Below are 19772 nucleotides of genomic sequence, written 5' to 3'. Positions count from 1 at the left end.
TTACGTCTTAAACAAAGCTGTTGCTTGTCATTTAAATAAATAACTGTGAGATGAATTTTACAACCCTTATTCTGAATGTTTTATGTCTTAGTGTCGCTATAAGTACATCTCCTAAGCTTCAGACGACCAATGATAGTCTTGATCTAAAATTTAAAAATTCACATTATGTTAAACAGGCTACGGACAGCGTAAAGCTTAATAAAAGTAAGTTTCATGTCGTGATTAAAGGGGCTGAAGATTACGATATTGTTCTAACTAAGGTGCGAAAAGAGACTTATGAGGCGGCAAAACAAATTAAAACCACTCAAGTATTAGATAAAACGATAAAGCCTTCTCAAATAAATTTTACTGAAGACTGTTATACCGTTTCAACTGGTGTTAAGACTGTACAAAACTGCTTATCGGATGATGAGCAACTCCATGGTCTATCTTATCTCGGATTCATTAAAAAATTAAATAGCGTTGTTGTTACTGAAGATTGGTTTGAATCAACCACTTCAAATTTATTGATTAATTTAGGTGATGGAGCAAGGTCTTACATCTCGGGCGATACGCTTATTTTTTCTCCAAATCTAAAATTCATTTATAGTTATGCGCATGACGGTATTGATTTCGATGGCATGTCATTACATTATATAAAAGATAAAAAAGCAGAGCTTATTCTTGTAACCGATTACGATATGCAAGATAAATATAAAGTTGATTTTAGCGCTTTGGGTGATGTCTATTGGGATTCGGACACCAGTTTCCTCGCTAACACGGACAATGACTATTACAGATTTAAGATTCAAGATAAACGTGTAACTTATCGTAATGAGCGAAAAGCAACCATCATTCATTCTGAAAATAAAAAGTTTATCATTAAAGTGGATCAATTAAAAGACGGCACGCTAAGGTATATGTCTTGGAATAAACCGAACAGCACTAAGGATAAGCCTGATTTAGTTTTGTATAACGGTGAGAAGTATGAACAACATAAATACGGTTCCGGATTTGATTATAGATTTGAAAACGGGCCGTATCTTTATATTATAGAAGATAACGAAGAAACAACAAGTGCTAAACGTTTAATGCTGAGGCTTTATAAAGCTAATGAAGAAATACTTTATACGAGTTTATTAAATTTGAAGGAATTGAATAAGGCAAAGTAAATGGAGCTGTAGAGCGTCACGTAAGTTGTTTTTTTTGGGTTTCTTACTTGGTTTTTATTTTCAATTTACGCCTAATCTACAAGGGCTAATCCTATCACAATCCTTGTATGTAATTATAAAAAAAGATGAGAATACCAATACTATTAATTCTATTTTCTTACGAGCTTTTTAAGTGCTCAAAGAAATTCTGAAAAAGCAAAAGAATTTCTAACCGTACTAAATTCAGATCAGGTAATCGACGACTATTATGGAGAATACAAGCATAAAATATTAGAGGCTACAAATTTAGTTTTTAAAGAGCATGATTTAGATATTTCAGATAGCACTCTACTGAAAGCGTATAATAAATCCTTAGAGAAAAACTTTGAATCCTATTGTAAAGAGGCAAAAGAAACAACCTTACGTATAGCAGTATGATTTTTTTAAAAATCATTTTGTTAATCTGCCAAAAGAATTAAGAGCAATTTTAAGTGATGAAGATAAAGAATTGCACAATCCGATTTCGCAGTATTGTTTTGAAAAACTCTTGTTTTGGGAAAAAGTCATAGATAATGATCCTAAAAATAATTCCGATTACGTAATGATAAAAAGAAGTGGGGATTTCACCAAGGGGTTAATTAGTTTTAAAACGCGGGTTACCTCTATTGGAAGGTTAAAATAATAGGATATGATAAGAATGCAGAAAAATGTAGAGTTCAAAGTATGGCTTTTTAATTCCTTCAACAGATAATCATATAAAATTAAACATGGGAATATTTGATAAATTATTTGTTAAAAAAGATCCAAATTTTCAAACAGAAGGGCTTTCGCAAAATTCTGAACAATTGATGGATTCTGAAATGTTTTGGGAAATGATATCAATATCAAAGGCGAATAGTTCTGGGGATTATGAGCAACAACAATTAGAACTGAAAAAAGAATTACTAAAACGAAGTGCAACCGATATTCTTGAATTCGACAATAAATTCAGAACATTAAGAGGGGAGATTTATGATTGGAATTTTTGGGCTGCAGCTTACATCATAAATGGAGGTTGCTCAGATGATTGTTTTTCCGATTTTAGAGGTTGGTTAATTGGACAAGGAAAAGCGGTTTTTGAAGGTGCCATTCAAAATGTTGAAAATTTAGCGGAACTAAAGGACACTAATGATGGCGATTGGGAAGGTTTAAGTTATGTCCCGTCTGAAGCTTATGAGCAAAAAACCAGAAAAGATCTTCCGGCAGGGATTCGTGAAAATTTTGAAATAACAGGAGAAGAGTGGAGCGAGGATGGTGATGATTTAAAAAACAAATTTCCTAAGCTGTGGGAGAAATTTGGTTTAGAGTAAGTTGTAGCAATTCCGGGATGTAATGATCCTTTTGGTTCTGATTTAAACTTATATTCCTGTAAAACGTTGATGCATTTGATTCCTTTATGCTAAATTAGTTTATTAGCAACATCGCTAAGGGTTTAATGAATGTTGCAATCAAAAATTTAAAAACCGTAAACCAACCGTCTTATGAATAAAGCACTAAAAACAATGATTGATAATATGCCTGAAAAAACAGGTAAATCCTTAGCGGAATGGAAAATCCTCCTAAAAGAAAAGGCTTTCGCTAAACATTCAGAAGCGGTTAATTATCTAAAAACGGAGTATCAGGTGACACACGGATTTGCAAATACCATTGTAACACTTTCTAAAGACGAACAGCATACATCAGAAGACCTTGTTGAAAATCAGTACAAGGGAAAAGAAAATCTGATTCCTATTTATAACTCACTCATAAGTTTTGTAAAGTCTTTAGGTGAAGACATTAGCATTACGCCTAAAAAAGGCAGTGTAAGTATTATAAGATAACGACAATTTATTTTAATTAAGCCAGCCACTAAAACAAGAATTGATTTAGGGTTTAAATTAAAAGATAAGCCCCCCACAGAACGACTTGAAAATTCTGGACCTTTTGGTGCTATGTTTACGCATAGAGTACGCTTATCAAATCCGGAAGAGGTGAATGAGGAATTAAAAAGCTGGATCAGCGAAGCGTATGAGAAATCTATTTAAACTTGTAACAACAAAAAAAGTGCTATAATGTCAAAGAGGCATAACCAGAGCGCGTTATGGCTTTAGAAACTAAATAAAAATTGAAATACATTTTAATCTATTTAATCTGAATAGCCGTTTCTTGTTCAGATAAGATTAAAATTTATAAGGTGAAAAGCGGAGCTATTTTATCTTAAATCTCTTATTTTGAATGAAAATTAAAATCAACAATTTTTAATGTCCATATTCACCTATCATCTTGTTAGGCTACCATATCACTTGGCGCTAAAAGGCTTATTTGCTTCTCCAATACACAAAAAGACCAAAGGCCTTATTCATTCAGAATATATGACAGCGATGACTTTAGGTTCTTCAATAATCTCAAGGTCACGATTTCTTATACAGCAAGTTGCTATTTTTGCGCAATGGGAAAACGAGGCTGCTTTTGAAACTTATCTAGAAACCGAAAAATTTGGTCAAACCCTAGCTAAAGGTTGGCATGTGTGTTTAGTCTTTATGCGCGAATGGGGAAAAATAAGCGGCTATAAAATTCCGGTGCAAAAGGCAGAATTAGACAATGAATCGTCTCCAGTGGTTGCGGTTACTATAGCGAGAATGAAACCTTTAGCGATTCCAAGATTTTTGCGCTGGGGAAGACCTGTAGAAAAATTAGTGAGAGACCATTCCGGAACATTATTGTCGCTCGCTTCAATTCGTTGGCCAAATACCGTATCGACGTTTTCAATATGGAAGACTGAAAAAGAAATGACCAATATGGTTCATGGACACAGTGCGATGCCAAAAGCGAAAAGACATGCAAACGCCATGAAAGAACGAGCACGCAAAGATTTTCATTTTGAATTTACAACTTTGCGTTTTAAGCCTATTTCTGAATTTGGATTTTGGAACGGAAAAGAAAATTACATCCCAAATCTTAAAAGCAAATAAATTAACCAATGGAAATTCCTGCTTTCAAACAAAACCTTCAAGATTGGATTACGCAACAGTGGGTCATTCTATTCGGAAAGAGAATCCAACCAAAAGATAAGCTTTGGTTATTGGGACCTTTTGGAGACACCAACGGAATAGGTCTAAAGTTTATTAAGCAGTTAGCACAGCACGAGGGCTTAATTATAGATAAGAAACAAATTGATAAAGGTTTACTGAATTCCATTGATCAACTCCATTTAACGGAGTCAGCGTTAAACCACTTATCTAAAGATGTTATTGACTTTTACGAAAATACCAGTAATTATAAATTTGATTTAAAAGTAAAATGGAATCCGCTCTTTAAAGTATTTGGATATGCTTTAAAATTTTTATTCAGTAATAGAATTGAGCAGTTAAACATTCCGATGAATAACACCAAAGCTTCAGGCGTTTTAAGTAGTGAGATCATTCATTTGTTAGACAAAAACAGCAAGACCGTAAAACGAACCATTTGGTTAAGAACATTTAAGGCTTCCAATCAAGTGGTGTATTCTGGCATTTATGAAGTTTGTACAATTCCCAACGGACAGCCGTGTATAAAAGCTATTTTCCCTTTGCCTAACGGAAGTGCCACGGTAATCTTAGAACCCAAGGTTGGTAAAAACGGTGAACTTATTTTAAATTCCTCAGGACAAACCATTGGAGATTCTGGTTTTTATTTTCTATTGAAAGACGCCAAGGGAAATTTATGGACAAAATTCATTAAATCGTTTAAAGATAAACTAGTGGTCAGTTCTGAAAATGAAAATGTAAAGGCGGTACAAACCTTAACACTTTGGAATTTAAAAGTGTTAGAATTTCAATACGCTATAAAGAAAATAAATTGCGATCAAGCGTAAATTAAAGCGGGTGGCTTAAGAATTAAAAACGCAGTGATTTTTCTTAGCTTGTTTTAAAAATGAAATCGGTTTCCTTCTACAGAAAAAGCAAACATTCCAAAAGCGCTCAAAAAATCTAAATTTTACTTAGTCCACTTTCTTGGCTACACCTTTCTCAACGCGTGTCGGTCGATTAGGGCGCTTTACAGCGCGTTTATATTCAAAAACGTATGAATCCTTAGTTGTAGACAAAATCTTCATGTGTATCGCTTCTTTTTCGGCATTTGTTGTTGGGTGTAGTTTTTTTAAGATAAACTCACAATCGTTAATCCAACGTACGGACGAGGAATCCGCATGGCCTTCATGGTAATCAATATTTAAAGTGTCTGTCCTTTTAAATTGACTGGTGTGTTCAGTGCCGTCGATGGTGTACGTAAATTCAAAAGTTCCAGTTTTAAAATCTGTGCAATCGCGCTGATTAGAATAACAACTCGTTAGGAGGGCAAGGCTAAGAAGAACTAAAATTTGTTTCATGATAAACTTTTGCCAAAGGTAATCAATCCTTCAATGAAAATTAAGGCTTGTAACTTTTAAAAGTACCGTTCTTGTAAAAGATCACAATTTTTTCAATCTCGGAATCTGAAGGCGGAGGTGTAATTTGATTTTCCTTTTCTGCTTCGGTCGGAATTGAAATTTGATTGCCATTTTCAGAAGGCAATTTTTTTTGAGCTTCTGAAATTTTTGGTGGCGGTGTTTGGTTGTCAAGAGGGTGGTGAGGAAAATTTCCTTTCCCGTTAAGAAGCCAATATAATTCTACCTCAGGATAACTGTTTAGTACCTTCATCACAAAGTCTAAACTCGGCTTGTTTCGTCCTGATAAAATGTGTGAAATACTAGAGCGTTGCACACCAATTTTTTCGGCAAAGCTAGAGGCTGATTCGTTGTAATAATCGATGACTTTTTGCAGTCGACCTGTAAATTCCGCAGAGTTTATCATTGTATACAATTGTAAAGTAAAACTTATAATACAAATGTAAACAAAACGGATAATATGACCTAGATAAACTTTAAAACCTTAAAAACACACATAAAGTAATACTTCGGTAAATTAATTTAAATCACTGAATAATAGTATTTTAAATTATAATTTAAAAATGAAATGTTTTTAGCCTTATCTCTAGGCTTGTTTTTCGTTTTAAAGTAGAAAAAGCTGTTTACCATTGTAACAAAAGAATAGCATTTCGTTGTTTACAATTGTAAAATATCAAATGATTACATTTGTAACCAATAAAATTTACATATGACATTAGATAATTTCAATAGCTTATACCATCAAGTAAAAAACAGTAATTTACACGGGCGTTTCATTACCAATTCTCATATCAAATCGAGTCTCGATTCCTTAGTAAAACCAGCCGTTTCTGTGCTTGGGTATTCTGTCGAAAACCGACCAATTTATAGTGTGAAATATGGACAAGGTCCGATCAAAATTTTGCTATGGTCCCAAATGCATGGGAACGAATCTACCTCTACAAAAGCTCTTTTTGATTGCTTTAATTTATTTGAAAACGACCATGCTTTGGCGACTGAAATTTTAGAACAATGTACCTTAGTAGTGATCCCTATTTTAAATCCAGATGGTGCCGAGCGCTTTACAAGAGTTAATGCAAATACGGTCGATTTGAACAGAGATGCCCAAGAGCTAACACAGCCAGAAAGTCAAATTTTACGTCAATTATATAACCAAGAACAGCCCGATTATTGTTTTAATCTGCATGGTCAGCGTACAATTTTTAGTGCAGGAGAAACTAATAAAATAGCGACGTTGTCATTTTTATCGCCAGCGCAAGACCCGGAACGCCACTTAACCTCCAATAGAAAAGCAGCTATGGCTATTATAGCGGAGATTAATAGCGTGTTGCAAGAAGGGATTCCAGAAGGTGTAGGACGTTATGATGATGGTTTTAATTTGAATTGCGTCGGTGATACGTTTCAGAATTTTGGTGTGCCGACCTTATTATATGAAGCCGGACATTACCCTAATGATTATGAAAGGGAAGAGGTGAGGCGCTTAATGTTTACGGCTATTTTAAAAGGTATAGCGGTTGTTGCGCGAGGTGTGGATGTGGAATCGTATAAGGCGTATTTTAATATTCCAGAGAACGGTAAGTGCTTTAATGATGTGATTATTCGTGATGTAAAGCGTGCCGATGAGGAGGCTTTAGTCGATGTGGCTATACAATATAAGGAAGTTCTTATCGATCGCGTGTTGCATTTTATTCCAGTGGTGGTGAGTATAGCGACTTTAGAAGGGCAATTTGGACATCGCGAAATAGACGCTCAGGGTGGTTTTATTAAGGATTTAGATAATTCTGAGATAACTATAGGTTCCGAAATCGATTTCGTAATGTTAAATAATGAAAGAATATCATTAAAACCTTAAAATTATTCATTTAAAATGCACAATCGTTAACTTAAATGTCTTAATTTTGCATTTACTTTAAATATTATATGATTATGGCAAAATTTAAATTAGATGAGGTTGATCACCAAATTCTAGATATGTTGATTGATAATACCCGAATTCCATTTACAGATATAGCAAAGAAACTGTTAATTTCAGCAGGTACCGTACATGTACGTGTTAAGAAAATGGAAGAGGCTGGGATTATAATGGGGTCATCCTTAACCTTAAACTATCAAAAATTAGATTATTCATTTATTGCTTATGTTGGCGTTTTTCTTCAGAATACCTCGCAAACTAAATTCGTTTTAGAGCGTATCCATGAGATTCCTTATGTAACTGTAGCGCATATTACAACGGGCAAATTCAATATTTTCTGTAAAATTAGAGCTAAAGATACCATGCATGCAAAGGATATTATCTTTATGTTAGATGATATTGAAGGCGTATACCGTACAGAAACAATGATTTCTCTTGAAGAAAGTCTTAATGACAAGAAAAGATTGATGCATACAATATTTAATGAGTTGTAATCTATCAAAATAATAAATACCTTAAGCCCTTTGTAATTTTACTTAGGGCTTTTTTATAACTATAATCTTATGATGCGTACCACATTATCACCTTCAGAATACCATAACTTTTACCAAATTTATATTGACCAAGTGGATCCCGCTTTGGGGATTGTAGAAGGTTTAAAAACCCAACACTTAGCCATCTTAAACTTTTATAAGCAGCTTCCTGAAGACAAGCATAATTATGCGTATGCTAAAGATAAGTGGACGATTAAAGATGTTTTATTGCATATTATAGATACCGAACGGATTTTAGCCTACCGTGCACTGCGTATTTCTAGAGGCGATAAAACAGCATTAGCTGGCTTTGAACAAGATGATTTTGTGGTTCATGGGAAAGCCAATGAGCGTTCAATGGAGAGTTTACGCACTGAGTATTCAGCGGTACGACAAGCTAGTATTGCCTTGTTTTCTTCCTTTGATGACGCTGCAAAGCTCCGCGTTGGTGAGGCGTCAGGCTTTCCAATTTCAGTACGAGCTTTAGGGTTTATTATCTTAGGGCACGAAAATCACCACAACAGAATCATAGAGGAACGTTACCTCTAGCGGTTGTAATATTCAAAAGCTTCTAGGATTAACTCATTGCTCACAACGCAGTCTATTTTAGGCTGACCAATAGCTTCCAATAATACAAATTTAACAACGCCATGGCTGTTTTTCTTATCGTGTATAAGGAGTTCTATGATGTGTTCTTGGTCTTGTTTTGTGATCTCTACCTTAGTAAAAGTCTTTAAAATGCCTTCATTAATTTCGTCTAATTCGGAAGGGCTTAAATCGCAAACTTTAGTCGATAAGTAGGATTCTAAGATCATTCCCAGCGCAATAGCTTCGCCGTGAAGTAAAGCTGTTTTTTCAGGATGCTCTAAGAAGTAGCTTTCAATAGCGTGGCCTAAAGTATGCCCAAAATTTAAGATCTTTCTTAAGCCTTGTTCTGTAGGGTCAGAGGTGACTACCTCGTTTTTAATCACCACAGATTCATGTATTAATCGGTCTAAATCTGAAAGGTCTAAGTTTTCTAAATGAGTTAGGGTATGCCAGTAACTTTGACTGTAAATTAAGCCGTGTTTAAGCATTTCGGCAAAGCCAGAAACCATTTCTTTTTGAGGTAAAGTATCTAAAAAAGAGGTGTCAATTCCTACCATTTCACCTTCATTAATAACGCCAACTTGGTTTTTAAGTGCGCCTAAGTCCACTCCGGTTTTTCCACCAACGGATGCATCAACCATCGCGAGTAAGGACGTTGGGATGTTAATATAGCTTATACCACGCATGTAGGTACTTGCAACAAATCCGCCTAAATCAGTAACCACACCACCGCCTAAATTAATTAAAAGGCTTTTTCGGTCCGCATGATATTCAGATAAAGCGCCCCAAACTCCAGAGCAGATGTCTATGGTTTTGTGTTCTTCGCCATCTGGCATTTCCATAACCTCAACTGTTATATCGCCATTTTCTAAGCGTTCTAGAAATTTTGGCAAACAATAATCGTGTGTGTTGCTGTCTACTAACACAAAGATAATTGAAGGTTGAGTGTCTTTTATATAGCCATTTAATGCTGAATAAACATCAGAATTAAAATGAACAATGGCGTTTTGAGTGGTAATTGAATCCATGTTAAAAATTATAATCAGAAATAGGATGTGAAAATACTTCCTTTTTAGAAAAAAAAGTAAAACTATAATAAATATATTTGCAGCAACATAATTTAAGCTAATGATAGATCGTTCACTTTTTGAGAACACAGGGACAGCTTTTACTCTAAAATCAGATTCTGAATTAGAGCGTGCCTACTTTTTATTTAAAATGATTTCTTCTGAGCCTTTGGTTCGTATTGGCACTGTAGCCACAAATTTTGCTTTAAAGGCGCACCTGCCGGTAGAGAAGCTTATAAGAGCAACTGTTTTCGATCATTTTTGCGGTGGCGTGAGTGAGGAAGATTGTTTGCCGGTTATAGATCGCTTGTATACGAAAGGCGTAAGTTCGGTATTGGATTATTCTGTAGAAGGAAAAGCGGAAGAAAATCAGTTTGATAATGCTTTAGAGAAAATTCTAAAAATTATCAATTTCTGTGATGAACGTGAAGCCATGCCTATTGTGGTTTTTAAACCGACTGGATTTGGGCGTTTCTTTCTGTATCAGAAAAAGACAGAAGGTGTAGCGTTTACTGCTGAAGAACAAGCGGAATGGGAGCGTATTGTAGACCGTTTTGATCAGGTTTGTAAATTAGCAAAAGCTAAGGATGTCGAGGTTTTAATTGATGGTGAGGAAAGCTGGATGCAAGATGCTGCAGACGACCTTGTGGAAGAAATGATGCGTCGTTATAATAAAGATGTAACTATCGTTTATAATACACTACAGTTGTATCGTTGGGATCGCTTTGATTATCTTAAAGGATTGCATGAACGTGCAAAGAAAGAAGGTTTCAAAATTGGAATGAAGGTGGTACGTGGTGCTTATATGGAAAAGGAGCGTGAACGTGCGCTTGAAAAAGGCTACGATTCCCCGATCTGTGAAAACAAAAAGGTCACCGATGATAATTTTAACGGTACTCTTAATTATATTTTTAACCACCTCAATGATATCTCAGTCTTTATTGGAACTCATAATGAAGCGAGTTGCTATTTGGCGATGGAGCTTATGGAGAGTTTAAAGATCTCTAAGCAAGATAATAATGTTTGGTTTGGGCAACTGTATGGTATGAGTGATCATATCAGTTTTAATCTTGCTGCTCAGGGTTATAATGTGGCGAAGTATATTCCATTTGGTCCTGTAAAAGATGTGATGCCTTATTTAATACGTCGTGCAGAGGAAAATACCTCCGTTTCAGGACAAACGAGCAGAGAACTGAATTTATTAAAAACAGAAAAGCGAAGACGAAAAGCGACTCAGAACTAAGATTAAAGTTAAATTATAATAATAAAAAGCCACTAGTATATGAGTGGCTTTTTTAGTTTTTAGTATTGGTTTTTAAGAACTAAGCCTTACCAAATTGATACCATTTTTTATTTTTATGCGGGTTGTTTCCGTAGCCATAACCGTAACCGTAGCCTTTCTTATGAAAATTAGTACCGTTTAAAAGCATGGTCATTTTAGGGAGCCTCTTGTCTTCATAGAGTGGTTTAGCCACAGCAACAAGTTGGCGTTTGTCTACATTATCGGCACCAACTACATAGATAAACAGATCGGCATAATTAGAGATAAGTAAGGTGTCGCTCACTAAGCCTACGGCCGAAGTATCTACAAGGATATAATCGTATTTATCGTCAAAATAATCGAACAGGTCTTTAACACGTTCGCTCATTAAAAGTTCCGAAGGGTTGGGAGGGATGGTTCCTGAAGGAATCACATCTAAGTACGAATTATCTTTTATAGGGTTTATAATTTGTGTGGGCTTAATGGCAGGATCTGCAATATAGTCTGACAATCCAATTTTTGAAGTTGGTTCTTCATTGAGATACTGCATAATTTTAGGTTCTCTGATGTCCATTTCTATGAGCAGCACGCGTTTGTCTGAAAAAGAAATAGATTTCGCTAAGTTAGTACTGGTGTGCGACTTCCCTTCTTGAGCCTTGGTCGAGGTAATGAATATTTTTTTAGCGCCGGTTTTAGATTCGCTCAGTAAGAAATCAATATTCGAACGAATAATTCTAAAGGCCTCTGCTTTGGGAGAGTAATCGACTTTAGAGATTAATTTACGTTTTTTACTTGTTTTCGGAATGTCGCCAAGATACGGAACGTCTAAGATGTTGGTAAGATCATCTTTATCATAGATTTTGGTGTCTAATAAATCCCTAACATAAATAAACCCAACAGGAATAATGAGTCCAATGATAAACGCTGCCAAATAGGTAAACATTTTATTTGGATATACTGGGATGTACGTGGAGTAAGCGGTATCTACAATTTTGGCACTTGGAGTGAACATACCAAGGGTTATGGCAGACTCTTCTCTTTTTTCTAGTAGATATAAGTAAAGGGATTCTTTAATGCTTTGTTGGCGCTCAATGTCTCTAAGTTGTCGTTGTTTTGTTGGCGTGGAGTACAACTGACCACGTATTCTGGCATCTTCGCGATTTAGATTGGCAAGAGTAATTTCATTAGAGCGTTTCATGTTCTCTAATGAATTCGATAAATTTTCCTTTAAGGTATTAATCTGATTGTTCAAATTAATCACTACTGGATTGCTTTCCGAAGAATTTTTTAAAAGTTTATCGCGCTCAGCCACCAATTCATTATGGCTTCGCGTCACTTGATTTATATTGCCATCAGACAAGCCGATATTAGAAGGTAAAAGATCAGAGTTTTTGTTCTTCTCTTCAAGCTCCTGTTGCATATAATCAATGAGTTGTATGTTGTTGGTGGTGTTATTAATTTGAGATTCATTTTGTCTCTCACTTTGTAAATAGATGTCTGCTTGAGAGCCTAAAGCCGTTAAATTATTGCGTTTCTGAAGTTGTTCTGCAGAGAAATCTACCTCCTCGAGTTCTTTAAAAACAATTTCTAAACGGTTATTAATAAAGTCTGAAGTGACTTGAACCACCTCTTCTTTATCCGTAATGACATTACGGTTATATTCTTTTACCATTTGATTAAGAATGTCCATGGCTCTTTTAGGAATATTGTCTTCTAAGGTTAGCTTTACAACGCTAGATTCATCACTGGTGCTAACGGTTAAGTTAGATTGGTATTTGCTTAATAGTGACGATACTGATTTAATAGAGATTCGGAGGTTACTCCCTATTTTAGGTTGGTGTTTCCCAGTATTCGGAATAATAACCATGCCGCCAAAACCTGTTTTTATACGGTCTCCAAAAGCGTAAGATTTACCTAAACTTTCATCACGGTCAATTAAAGAATTGCCGTCGTCTTCAAATATTAAAAATTTAGAAGCCGATTTTATTTTTATATAGAGTGTGGTGTCTACTTGCTGTATAACAGAATCATGTGCGAAAAAATTTAACTTAACAGGAGGGTTGTTGTAGATCTCTTGCTCTTTAATTTTTCCTTGTTCAAAATAAGTGATGTTAAGGTCTAAGTTCTTAACGATGTTAGCAATTAAGGTTCTTGATGTTAAAACTTCAATCTCATCCTTAAGTTGATTAGAACTCCCGGAGAGTAAGCTGCTACCGCTAAGTTCTGCAAGACTAGGGAGTTTTTGAGATTCTTTATCGCCCTTTATCTTAATGGTTGCCGTGGCTTTGTATTTAGATGTGGTATATCTTAAGTGCGTGTATGCTAACGCCAAAGCGATAATAACGAAAAAAGAAATAAATTTCCATTTACTGAGGTAGAGGTTCAGTATTTTTTTTAATTCTTTTATAGAGGTTATACTGTTTGATTGCATAGCACTTAAAATTTGTAAACAGATTTTATTTAATTAAGAATACGGCGATCACCGTGGTTAAGGTTCCTATGGCGGAGATTAACACACTGTTGTTTTGGTTGTAAGTAGACGATCGAATACGGGCATTGTTAGGTTCTACATAAATAACATCATTTTGTTGGAGGTAGTAATGTGGCGCATTAACCGCGTTACTCGAGGTTAAATCGATAGTAGAGAACTTCTTTATACCATTAACTTCTCGTATCAATTTTACGTTTTTACGCTTTCCAAATATCGTAAGGTCATTGGCAAAACCTAGAGCTTCTAAAAGCGTGACTCTTTCATCTTGCATGGTAAACGTTCCAGGGGAGGCAACCTCACCAAGTACGGTAATGGTGAAATTGGCGAGTCGGACATTAACAATAGGGTCATTGGCCATTTTCTTAATTTCGTCAACCAATAAATTTGTTAATTCGGTTCGGGTTAAACCCTCTACTTTTAAAGTTCCTAATACCGGGAACTCAATATTGCCATTGTAATCCACTAAATACGATTGCTGTTGCAGGGCGCCTTGAGCGGTGGTCACGTCTAAAGTGTTGTTAGATACTACTGGTAAATTAAAAGGACGCACGGTGTTTGGGTCTAAGGCCGAAACGTTAATGGTTAAAATGTCATCGGGCTTATAGGTGAGCTCTACAGGCTCTGAAGGCATTTTGAATTCAGTATAAGACTCATCTTGAAAATAGATTAACTTTTTACGCGACCCACAAGAGGAGAGTATAAAGCAAGATAGGATGGTGAGCGTGAGAAAACGTGTTTTCATATTTAGATTTGGTATTAATTAGTAGCGTGATCACTGGTTGCTATGCGGATCTAAAATTTCATAGGCCGAATTATTAGATATATATTCAGGAATAAGTTGCTTTATCGAAGATACGATATCTAGAGGCTGGGTACATGTTTTAATCGCTGAAAGTTGATTAATTTTCGTTTCAATGCATTCGATATCAAATTGTTTCGTTTTTGCAATCATTATTTTATGATGGTAAGTTTTCTTAGTGTTCTCTCCATCGGCTAATAGCTCTTCGTAGATTTTTTCTCCTGGTCTTAAGCCTGTAATTTTAATGTCAATATCTTCAGGATAACGCAGGCCGGATAGGGTAATCATATTTGTAGCGAGATTGAAAATCTTGATTGGAGTTCCCATATCAAAAACAAAAATTTCTCCTCCGTCTCCCATTGCTGCAGCTTCTAAAACCAATTGGCAGGCTTCAGGAATGGTCATAAAATAACGCGTAATATCTTTGTGGGTTACCGTTAAAGGGCCTCCTTTCTCAATTTGCTTTTTAAATAAAGGGATTACAGAACCGTTAGAGCCTAAAACATTTCCAAATCGGGTGGTAATAAAACGGGTTTGTTCCTTGTCTTTTAAGCAACTCACATAGAGTTCGGCAATACGTTTAGTTGCGCCCATAACGTTTGTTGGGTTTACAGCCTTGTCTGTGGAGATTAAAACAAATTTTTCAACTTTATGTTTCACAGCAATATCAGCTACATTTTTAGTACCGCCAATATTGACGCTCACGGCTTCAAAAGGCGTGCTTTCCATTAAAGGAACATGTTTGTAAGCGGCCGCATGGAAAATGATATTGGGCTTGTATTCTAAAAAGATCTGATCAATACGGTTGCGGTTTCTTACATCGGCAACTATGGCTTTTATGTTTTTTAGTCCCTGCAGTTTAAATTCTTGTTGAATGTCATAAAGTGCAGATTCTGCGTTATCTATTAGTATTAAGGTGTTGTAATTGTATAAGCTTATTTTACGGCATATTTCACTTCCTATGGAGCCTGCTGCTCCGGTAATTAGGATGACTTTATTATTGTATTGCGATTCTAGATCTGGATTTTTTATGTTGATAGGATCACGGCCCAATAAGTCTTCAATTTTAACCTCCTTGATTTGTCCTACACTTAAATCGCCATTAATCCAACTCTGAACAGGAGGGACGATCTTTACTTTTAGATCTAAAGCGAAAAGCTTCTCGGTGATTTGAAGCAGGTGTGTAGAGTCTATGTTCTGCATGGAGATAATCACATCTTCAACATCTAATCTAGCAATTAGTTTAGGATTTAAAGACTCTAAGTCGTAGACGTTAAGGAGATTAATTTTTTTTCCAACTTTACGTTCGTCATCATCAATAAATCCTACAACATTAAGGCGACTTTTGGTATCATTTTCTATAGCATCATAGGTAATCATTCCTGAATTTCCAGCGCCATAGATTAAAACGTTAGAGCTGGAACGAATATCTTGTGTAATGTTGATGTAAATCGACTTTATAAAGAGTTTAGCGCCCATAAGACAGAGCATATTCAGCAACAAATGAATGTAGATGATGGATCCGGAAATGTTAAAGATACTATCCGAACCAAGTGTTTTTCGACTTAAAAACGTGAAACATATTAATAGTGTTGCTAAGATATTGGTACCAATAATAATGTTTAAAATATCTTTGAAGCCTGTAAAACGGACCACGCCTTTGTAAGAGCCCACGGACAAAAAGCTAATAGCTGCAATAACAGCGACATATGGAATTTGACTCAACAGGGTGATGACGTCAAAATCGATTTGAAAATTAAAACGTATTAAATAAGCAATGAAAAACGACCCCATGACAATGCAAATGTCAAAAATGAGCACTAACCATTTAGAGGCGTATTTTTTCGAAATTTTATTTAATAACTTGTATATCATGTTTTAAAGTAAGCATGTACCGTTCTTGTAACGCGGTTAAGTTCTTCTTCCGTTAAGTTAGAACCACTTGGTAGGCAAAGGCCACGCTGGAATAAAGCATCAGAAACGCCATTCAAATAATGGGGGTAAGCTTTAAAAACAGGTTGTTGATGCATCGGTTTCCATAAAGGTCTCGATTCTATGTTTTCATGTTCTAAGGCTTGTCTCAAACCTTCTCTTGTGGTTTCGCTATCTAAAAGGATACAGGTTAACCAACGGTTAGAAGTCATTCCTTCAGGTTCTTTTAAGAATGTTATTTGAGTGTTTGCTTTAAAAGCTTCGCGGTAATGATTGTAATTAGCACGTCGTTGTTTTACATGCTGGTCTAAAACGGTCATTTGTCCGCGACCAATTCCTGCTACGATATTAGACATTCTGTAATTATAGCCGATTTCAGAATGCAAATAATAAGGCGCCTGATCTCTGGCTTGCGTCGCTAAGAAAATAGCTTTTTCTTTTAATTCTGAAGTAGAGATCACTAATGCACCACCTCCAGAAGTGGTTATAATCTTGTTGCCGTTAAAGGATAACACTGAGAAATCTCCTAAAGTACCACAATGTTGTCCTTTATATAGGCTTCCTAAAGCTTCAGCGCTGTCTTCAATAACGGGGATGTTGTATTTTGAGGCTATGGCATTAATCTCATCAACGCTATAAGGCATACCATATAAATGGACTGCAATGATGGCTTTTGGAGTCTTGTCTTTAGAAATTCTATCGCGTATAGCGCGTTCTAGCTGTTCTGGACACATATTCCATGTCTCTTCCTCGCTATCCACAAAAACGGGTGTTGCTCCTTGATATATAATGGGATTCGCAGAGGCCGAGAAGGTTTTACTTTGGCAAATGACCTCATCACCTTGTCCAATACCTAAAAGAATTAAGCTAAGGTGTAGGGCGGCAGTGCCAGAAGCTAATGCAGCAACATGGCGTTCTTCCTGTAAATATGTGGTTAAATCATTTTCGAAACCATTTACATTTGGACCTAAAGGTGCTACCCAATTCGCATCAAAAGCGTCTTGGATGTAGCTAAGTTCGTTACCGCTCATATGTGGGGAAGACAACCAAATTTTAGGTTTCATAAATGTAAAAAGTTGTAAGGTTTGTGTTTAATCTACTGTTTTGGCCTCTTAAGCCAAATACCGTTAATAAGGTATGTTAAATATGCGCTTTTAACTCGAATTTCACCAAATAAAACGATGAAGGGTATAAAATTACGTTCTTATTAATTTATGAATGGATTATGTTGAATTTATAAAAAATTATGGCTTAAATTATCAAATTAATAATATTTTTAGAGATTAGTTTCATAAAGATCTCTGATGTTCGTGTTTTAAAGACGGATTATATTACTTATATTTATGCTGAATAAAATCTTGAAAACGCAAACTTAAATGGAGAATGTCAATGTCTTAATCACTTCAGCCGGACGGAGAGTTTCTTTAGTAAGGTCGTTTCAAAAGGAATTAAAAAGAATAGTGCCTACAGCTAAAGTATTTGCGGCAGATGTAAAACCTATGATGTCAGCGGCCTGTCATATAGCCGATGGTCACTTTGATGTCCCTAAACTAGATGCTCCAGACTATATTTCCGTTATTCTTTATTTATGTAAAAAAAACAATATAGGTTTAATTATTCCGACCATTGATACCGAATTACTTGCTCTTGCTCAAAACAAAGCCATGTTTAAAGCGGAAGGGATTGAAGTGGTAATTTCTTCAATAAAATTTGTGAATGCATGCCGAAACAAGCGCGTCATTCACGATTTCTTTGGTTCTCATGATATAAAAGTCGCCAATGAATACACCAAAGATAATTATGTTTTACCTTTATTTATCAAACCTATTGATGGAAGCAGAAGTGTAGATACCTATGTTATAAAAACGGAAGACGACCTTACGGATTATCATTTTCAGAATGATAAACTTATGTTTTTAGAATATATAGATCATGATAAATTTGAAGAATTCACTTGCGACTTGTATTATTCAAAAGACCATCAGCTCAGATGTATAGTTCCAAGAAAACGCTTATCGGTTAGGGATGGTGAAGTTTATAAAGCATTGACTGTTAGTAATGAATTGGTGCCTTACTTAAAGAAACACTTGAAGTTTGTTAAGGGGGCTGTGGGGTGTTTAACGGCACAGTTTTTTCTTCATAAAACCGATGCGTCACAAATATATGCCATTGAAATCAACCCGCGATTTGGAGGCGGATACCCCTTGTCTTACCTCTCTGGGGCCAACTATACTAAATGGCTTATTGATGAATATTTGCTTGAAAAAACTATAGAAGATAAGTTTGATGTTTGGGAGCGTGATTTGTTAATGATACGGTACGATGACGAAATTTTAGTCCATGGATTTAAAGGTTAGTAAAAATACTGCGGTTGTATTTGATCTGGATGATACTTTATATAATGAATTAGAGTATCTGAAATCGGCCTATAGGGCTATTGCACAAACTTTAGATCCCCAAAAATGGGAAATGCTTTATTCTAAGATGTTTTCGCTCTACCGTTCTCAGCATAATGTTTTTGAATTCTTATCGGAATGCTATGCTATTGAGACTACTGAACTAATTGATAGGTATCGGAATCATATTCCGGATATTCAGTTGTTTGATGGCGTGTTGGACGTCTTTAAAGCCATAAAACAGAATCAAGGAAAAATAGGTGTAATTACAGACGGAAGATCCCTAACGCAGCGAGTAAAATTAGAACGTTTGGGCATTTATAATGATATTGATAAAATTGTTATCTCTGAAGAGATTGGTACTGAAAAACCCTGTCTAGCTAACTTTAAAGCTTTAGAGTCTGCTTTACCGCATTGTAGCTACTGCTATATTGCTGATAATTTGAAAAAAGATTTTATTGTGCCCAATGTCTTAGGGTGGAAAACCATAGCTTTAGTAGATAATGGTAAAAACATCCATTATGAATCGCATCAATGTATGGAAGCCAAATACCAACCCGATCATTATATTATCGATTTCAAGCAATTAACGGTAGTTTAATCCTGAAACCTTAAGTGTCACTGCCTCTAAATTCTGGCATATTTAGGTTTTCAGAACTGTTGATGTCCTTTCTATTGATGACTTTATCAATCGTTTTTAAAAGAATTTTAAAATCTAATTTAAAACTTTGATGCTCTACATAGTAAACATCGTAGTCAAACTTTTGCTCCCAGCTTATGGTGTTTCGGCCGTTGACTTGTGCCCAACCTGTTATGCCTGGTAAAACCTCATGTCTTCGGTTTTGCTCTTCATTATAGTACTGTAAATACTGTGGTAGGAGGGGGCGTGGGCCAATAAGACTCATGTCTCTTTTTATAATGTTGATAAGTTGTGGCAATTCATCTAAGGATAATTTTCGACAAAAATTCCCCACTTTAGTGACGCGTTCCATGGCAGGAAGTAAGTCGCCGTTGGCATCGGTTTTATCTGTCATGGTTTTAAACTTAATGATGGTAAAAATTTGTCCATTTTTTCCTGTGCGAGCTTGATAAAAAAACGGTTTACCATTATTAAGGATAAATAAACTAATCATCAAAATAAGAAAAATAGGCGCTATGAGTAAAAGGCCTAAGGTAGCGGCTAAAACATCGCCACAGGGTTTAATAAAAGATCTGTATATAT

20 protein-coding genes are annotated in these 19772 nt (G+C 35.6%); 12 read left to right on the top strand and 8 right to left on the bottom strand.

All coding sequences use genetic code 11. The annotated features are described in order from the left end of the window. The first annotated feature begins 50 nt into the window (after positions 1–50). The 6 genes from DFQ08_RS12510 to DFQ08_RS12490 all read left to right on the top strand — a co-directional run bounded on the left by DFQ08_RS12510 (position 51) and on the right by DFQ08_RS12490 (position 5001). Positions 51–1151, top strand: a complete 1101-nt coding sequence (locus tag DFQ08_RS12510; RefSeq protein ID WP_114310360.1) for a hypothetical protein — start codon at positions 51–53, stop codon at positions 1149–1151. 746 nt (positions 1152–1897) lie between these two features. Then, positions 1898–2479 (top strand): DUF4240 domain-containing protein, encoded by a 582-nt coding sequence (locus DFQ08_RS12505; RefSeq protein WP_114310359.1) that lies wholly within the window; start codon positions 1898–1900, stop codon positions 2477–2479. Positions 2480–2650: 171 nt separating this feature from the next. Continuing rightward, complete coding sequence (locus DFQ08_RS16420; RefSeq protein ID WP_394347185.1) at positions 2651–2989, top strand: DUF4287 domain-containing protein; 339 nt, start codon at positions 2651–2653, stop codon at positions 2987–2989. Positions 2990–2998: 9 nt separating this feature from the next. Beyond that, positions 2999–3193, top strand: a complete 195-nt coding sequence (locus DFQ08_RS16415; protein WP_394347187.1) for a DUF5655 domain-containing protein — start codon at positions 2999–3001, stop codon at positions 3191–3193. Positions 3194–3409: 216 nt separating this feature from the next. After that, entirely contained in the window at positions 3410–4120 is a 711-nt protein-coding gene (locus DFQ08_RS12495) for a hypothetical protein (RefSeq protein WP_114310358.1), read from the top strand. Positions 4121–4128: 8 nt separating this feature from the next. Continuing rightward, on the top strand, positions 4129–5001 hold the full coding sequence (locus DFQ08_RS12490; RefSeq protein WP_114310357.1) for a hypothetical protein: 873 nt from the start codon (positions 4129–4131) through the stop codon (positions 4999–5001). A 126-nt stretch (positions 5002–5127) separates the two neighbouring features. Here DFQ08_RS12490 and DFQ08_RS12485 read toward each other — a convergent pair whose 3' ends face one another. Both DFQ08_RS12485 and DFQ08_RS12480 read right to left on the bottom strand, forming a co-directional pair. Next, the gene (locus DFQ08_RS12485) at positions 5128–5514 is read right to left on the bottom strand and encodes a hypothetical protein (RefSeq protein WP_114310356.1); all 387 of its coding nucleotides are present in this window, start codon (positions 5512–5514) and stop codon (positions 5128–5130) included. Positions 5515–5554: 40 nt separating this feature from the next. Next, on the bottom strand, positions 5555–5977 hold the full coding sequence (locus tag DFQ08_RS12480; RefSeq protein WP_114310355.1) for a helix-turn-helix domain-containing protein: 423 nt from the start codon (positions 5975–5977) through the stop codon (positions 5555–5557). Positions 5978–6280: 303 nt separating this feature from the next. On the opposite strand from DFQ08_RS12480, the gene DFQ08_RS12475 reads away from it, so the two are divergent. From DFQ08_RS12475 to DFQ08_RS12465, 3 genes are all read left to right on the top strand, one after another. Continuing rightward, the gene (locus tag DFQ08_RS12475; protein ID WP_114310354.1) at positions 6281–7423 is read left to right on the top strand and encodes a M14 family metallopeptidase; all 1143 of its coding nucleotides are present in this window, start codon (positions 6281–6283) and stop codon (positions 7421–7423) included. A gap of 74 nt (positions 7424–7497) precedes the next feature. Then, positions 7498–7977, top strand: a complete 480-nt coding sequence (locus DFQ08_RS12470) for an Lrp/AsnC family transcriptional regulator (protein ID WP_114310510.1) — start codon at positions 7498–7500, stop codon at positions 7975–7977. 69 nt (positions 7978–8046) lie between these two features. After that, a complete protein-coding gene (locus DFQ08_RS12465; RefSeq protein ID WP_114310353.1) occupies positions 8047–8565 on the top strand; it encodes a DinB family protein in 519 nt (172 codons plus the stop codon). On the opposite strand, the gene aroB is transcribed toward DFQ08_RS12465, so the two are convergent. After that, positions 8562–9632: a 3-dehydroquinate synthase gene (gene aroB, locus DFQ08_RS12460; RefSeq protein WP_114310352.1), complete on the bottom strand. Its 1071-nt coding sequence runs from the start codon at positions 9630–9632 to the stop codon at positions 8562–8564. The genes DFQ08_RS12465 and aroB overlap by 4 nt on opposite strands. Before the next feature lie 100 nt (positions 9633–9732). On the opposite strand from aroB, the gene DFQ08_RS12455 reads away from it, so the two are divergent. After that, on the top strand, positions 9733–10914 hold the full coding sequence (locus DFQ08_RS12455; RefSeq protein WP_114310351.1) for a proline dehydrogenase family protein: 1182 nt from the start codon (positions 9733–9735) through the stop codon (positions 10912–10914). A gap of 79 nt (positions 10915–10993) precedes the next feature. Here DFQ08_RS12455 and DFQ08_RS12450 read toward each other — a convergent pair whose 3' ends face one another. The 4 genes from DFQ08_RS12450 to DFQ08_RS12435 are packed head-to-tail and all read right to left on the bottom strand — an operon-like array spanning position 10994 to position 17218. Continuing rightward, positions 10994–13363 carry a GumC family protein gene (locus tag DFQ08_RS12450; protein WP_114310350.1) on the bottom strand — a complete coding sequence of 790 codons (2370 nt, stop codon included), beginning with the start codon at positions 13361–13363 and terminating at the stop codon, positions 10994–10996. A gap of 25 nt (positions 13364–13388) precedes the next feature. Continuing rightward, entirely contained in the window at positions 13389–14165 is a 777-nt protein-coding gene (locus DFQ08_RS12445) for a polysaccharide biosynthesis/export family protein (protein WP_114310349.1), read from the bottom strand. Positions 14166–14195: 30 nt separating this feature from the next. Next, positions 14196–16097 (bottom strand): polysaccharide biosynthesis protein, encoded by a 1902-nt coding sequence (locus tag DFQ08_RS12440; protein ID WP_114310348.1) that lies wholly within the window; start codon positions 16095–16097, stop codon positions 14196–14198. Further along, positions 16094–17218 (bottom strand): DegT/DnrJ/EryC1/StrS family aminotransferase, encoded by a 1125-nt coding sequence (locus DFQ08_RS12435; protein ID WP_114310347.1) that lies wholly within the window; start codon positions 17216–17218, stop codon positions 16094–16096. The genes DFQ08_RS12440 and DFQ08_RS12435 overlap by 4 nt, the downstream gene beginning before the upstream one ends. 312 nt (positions 17219–17530) lie before the next feature. Between DFQ08_RS12435 and DFQ08_RS12430 the strand changes: the two genes are divergently transcribed. Both DFQ08_RS12430 and DFQ08_RS12425 read left to right on the top strand, forming a co-directional pair. Beyond that, positions 17531–18511: an ATP-grasp domain-containing protein gene (locus DFQ08_RS12430; RefSeq protein WP_114310346.1), complete on the top strand. Its 981-nt coding sequence runs from the start codon at positions 17531–17533 to the stop codon at positions 18509–18511. Beyond that, entirely contained in the window at positions 18495–19151 is a 657-nt protein-coding gene (locus DFQ08_RS12425; protein WP_114310345.1) for an HAD family hydrolase, read from the top strand. Before DFQ08_RS12430 ends, DFQ08_RS12425 begins: the two co-directional genes overlap by 17 nt. A gap of 10 nt (positions 19152–19161) precedes the next feature. On the opposite strand, the gene DFQ08_RS12420 is transcribed toward DFQ08_RS12425, so the two are convergent. Further along, positions 19162–19770 (bottom strand): sugar transferase, encoded by a 609-nt coding sequence (locus DFQ08_RS12420; RefSeq protein ID WP_317048386.1) that lies wholly within the window; start codon positions 19768–19770, stop codon positions 19162–19164. Positions 19771–19772: the final 2 nt, after the last annotated feature.

It is taken from the genome of Winogradskyella arenosi (assembly GCF_003337305.1).
Taxonomy (GTDB): Bacteria; Bacteroidota; Bacteroidia; order Flavobacteriales; family Flavobacteriaceae; genus Winogradskyella; species Winogradskyella arenosi.
The sequence above is the reverse complement of the archived record's forward strand: the minus strand, read 5'-3'. Positions and strand labels throughout refer to the sequence as shown.

Excerpts from the sequence above, each read along its gene's own strand:
- DFQ08_RS12495 (WP_114310358.1), top strand. The coding sequence starts at position 3,410 with ATGTCCATATTCACCTATCATCTTGTTAGGCTACCATATCACTTGGCG.
- DFQ08_RS12435 (WP_114310347.1), bottom strand. The coding sequence starts at position 17,218 with ATGAAACCTAAAATTTGGTTGTCTTCCCCACATATGAGCGGTAACGAA.
- DFQ08_RS12450 (WP_114310350.1), bottom strand. The coding sequence starts at position 13,363 with ATGCAATCAAACAGTATAACCTCTATAAAAGAATTAAAAAAAATACTG.
- DFQ08_RS12470 (WP_114310510.1), top strand. The coding sequence starts at position 7,498 with ATGGCAAAATTTAAATTAGATGAGGTTGATCACCAAATTCTAGATATG.
- DFQ08_RS12505 (WP_114310359.1), top strand. The coding sequence starts at position 1,898 with ATGGGAATATTTGATAAATTATTTGTTAAAAAAGATCCAAATTTTCAA.
- DFQ08_RS12440 (WP_114310348.1), bottom strand. The coding sequence starts at position 16,097 with ATGATATACAAGTTATTAAATAAAATTTCGAAAAAATACGCCTCTAAA.
- DFQ08_RS12490 (WP_114310357.1), top strand. The coding sequence starts at position 4,129 with ATGGAAATTCCTGCTTTCAAACAAAACCTTCAAGATTGGATTACGCAA.
- DFQ08_RS12430 (WP_114310346.1), top strand. The coding sequence starts at position 17,531 with ATGGAGAATGTCAATGTCTTAATCACTTCAGCCGGACGGAGAGTTTCT.
- DFQ08_RS12465 (WP_114310353.1), top strand. The coding sequence starts at position 8,047 with ATGATGCGTACCACATTATCACCTTCAGAATACCATAACTTTTACCAA.
- DFQ08_RS12475 (WP_114310354.1), top strand. The coding sequence starts at position 6,281 with ATGACATTAGATAATTTCAATAGCTTATACCATCAAGTAAAAAACAGT.
- DFQ08_RS12510 (WP_114310360.1), top strand. The coding sequence starts at position 51 with ATGAATTTTACAACCCTTATTCTGAATGTTTTATGTCTTAGTGTCGCT.
- DFQ08_RS12485 (WP_114310356.1), bottom strand. The coding sequence starts at position 5,514 with ATGAAACAAATTTTAGTTCTTCTTAGCCTTGCCCTCCTAACGAGTTGT.
- aroB (WP_114310352.1), bottom strand. The coding sequence starts at position 9,632 with ATGGATTCAATTACCACTCAAAACGCCATTGTTCATTTTAATTCTGAT.
- DFQ08_RS12480 (WP_114310355.1), bottom strand. The coding sequence starts at position 5,977 with ATGATAAACTCTGCGGAATTTACAGGTCGACTGCAAAAAGTCATCGAT.
- DFQ08_RS12455 (WP_114310351.1), top strand. The coding sequence starts at position 9,733 with ATGATAGATCGTTCACTTTTTGAGAACACAGGGACAGCTTTTACTCTA.
- DFQ08_RS12445 (WP_114310349.1), bottom strand. The coding sequence starts at position 14,165 with ATGAAAACACGTTTTCTCACGCTCACCATCCTATCTTGCTTTATACTC.
- DFQ08_RS12425 (WP_114310345.1), top strand. The coding sequence starts at position 18,495 with ATGGATTTAAAGGTTAGTAAAAATACTGCGGTTGTATTTGATCTGGAT.
- DFQ08_RS16420 (WP_394347185.1), top strand. The coding sequence starts at position 2,651 with ATGAATAAAGCACTAAAAACAATGATTGATAATATGCCTGAAAAAACA.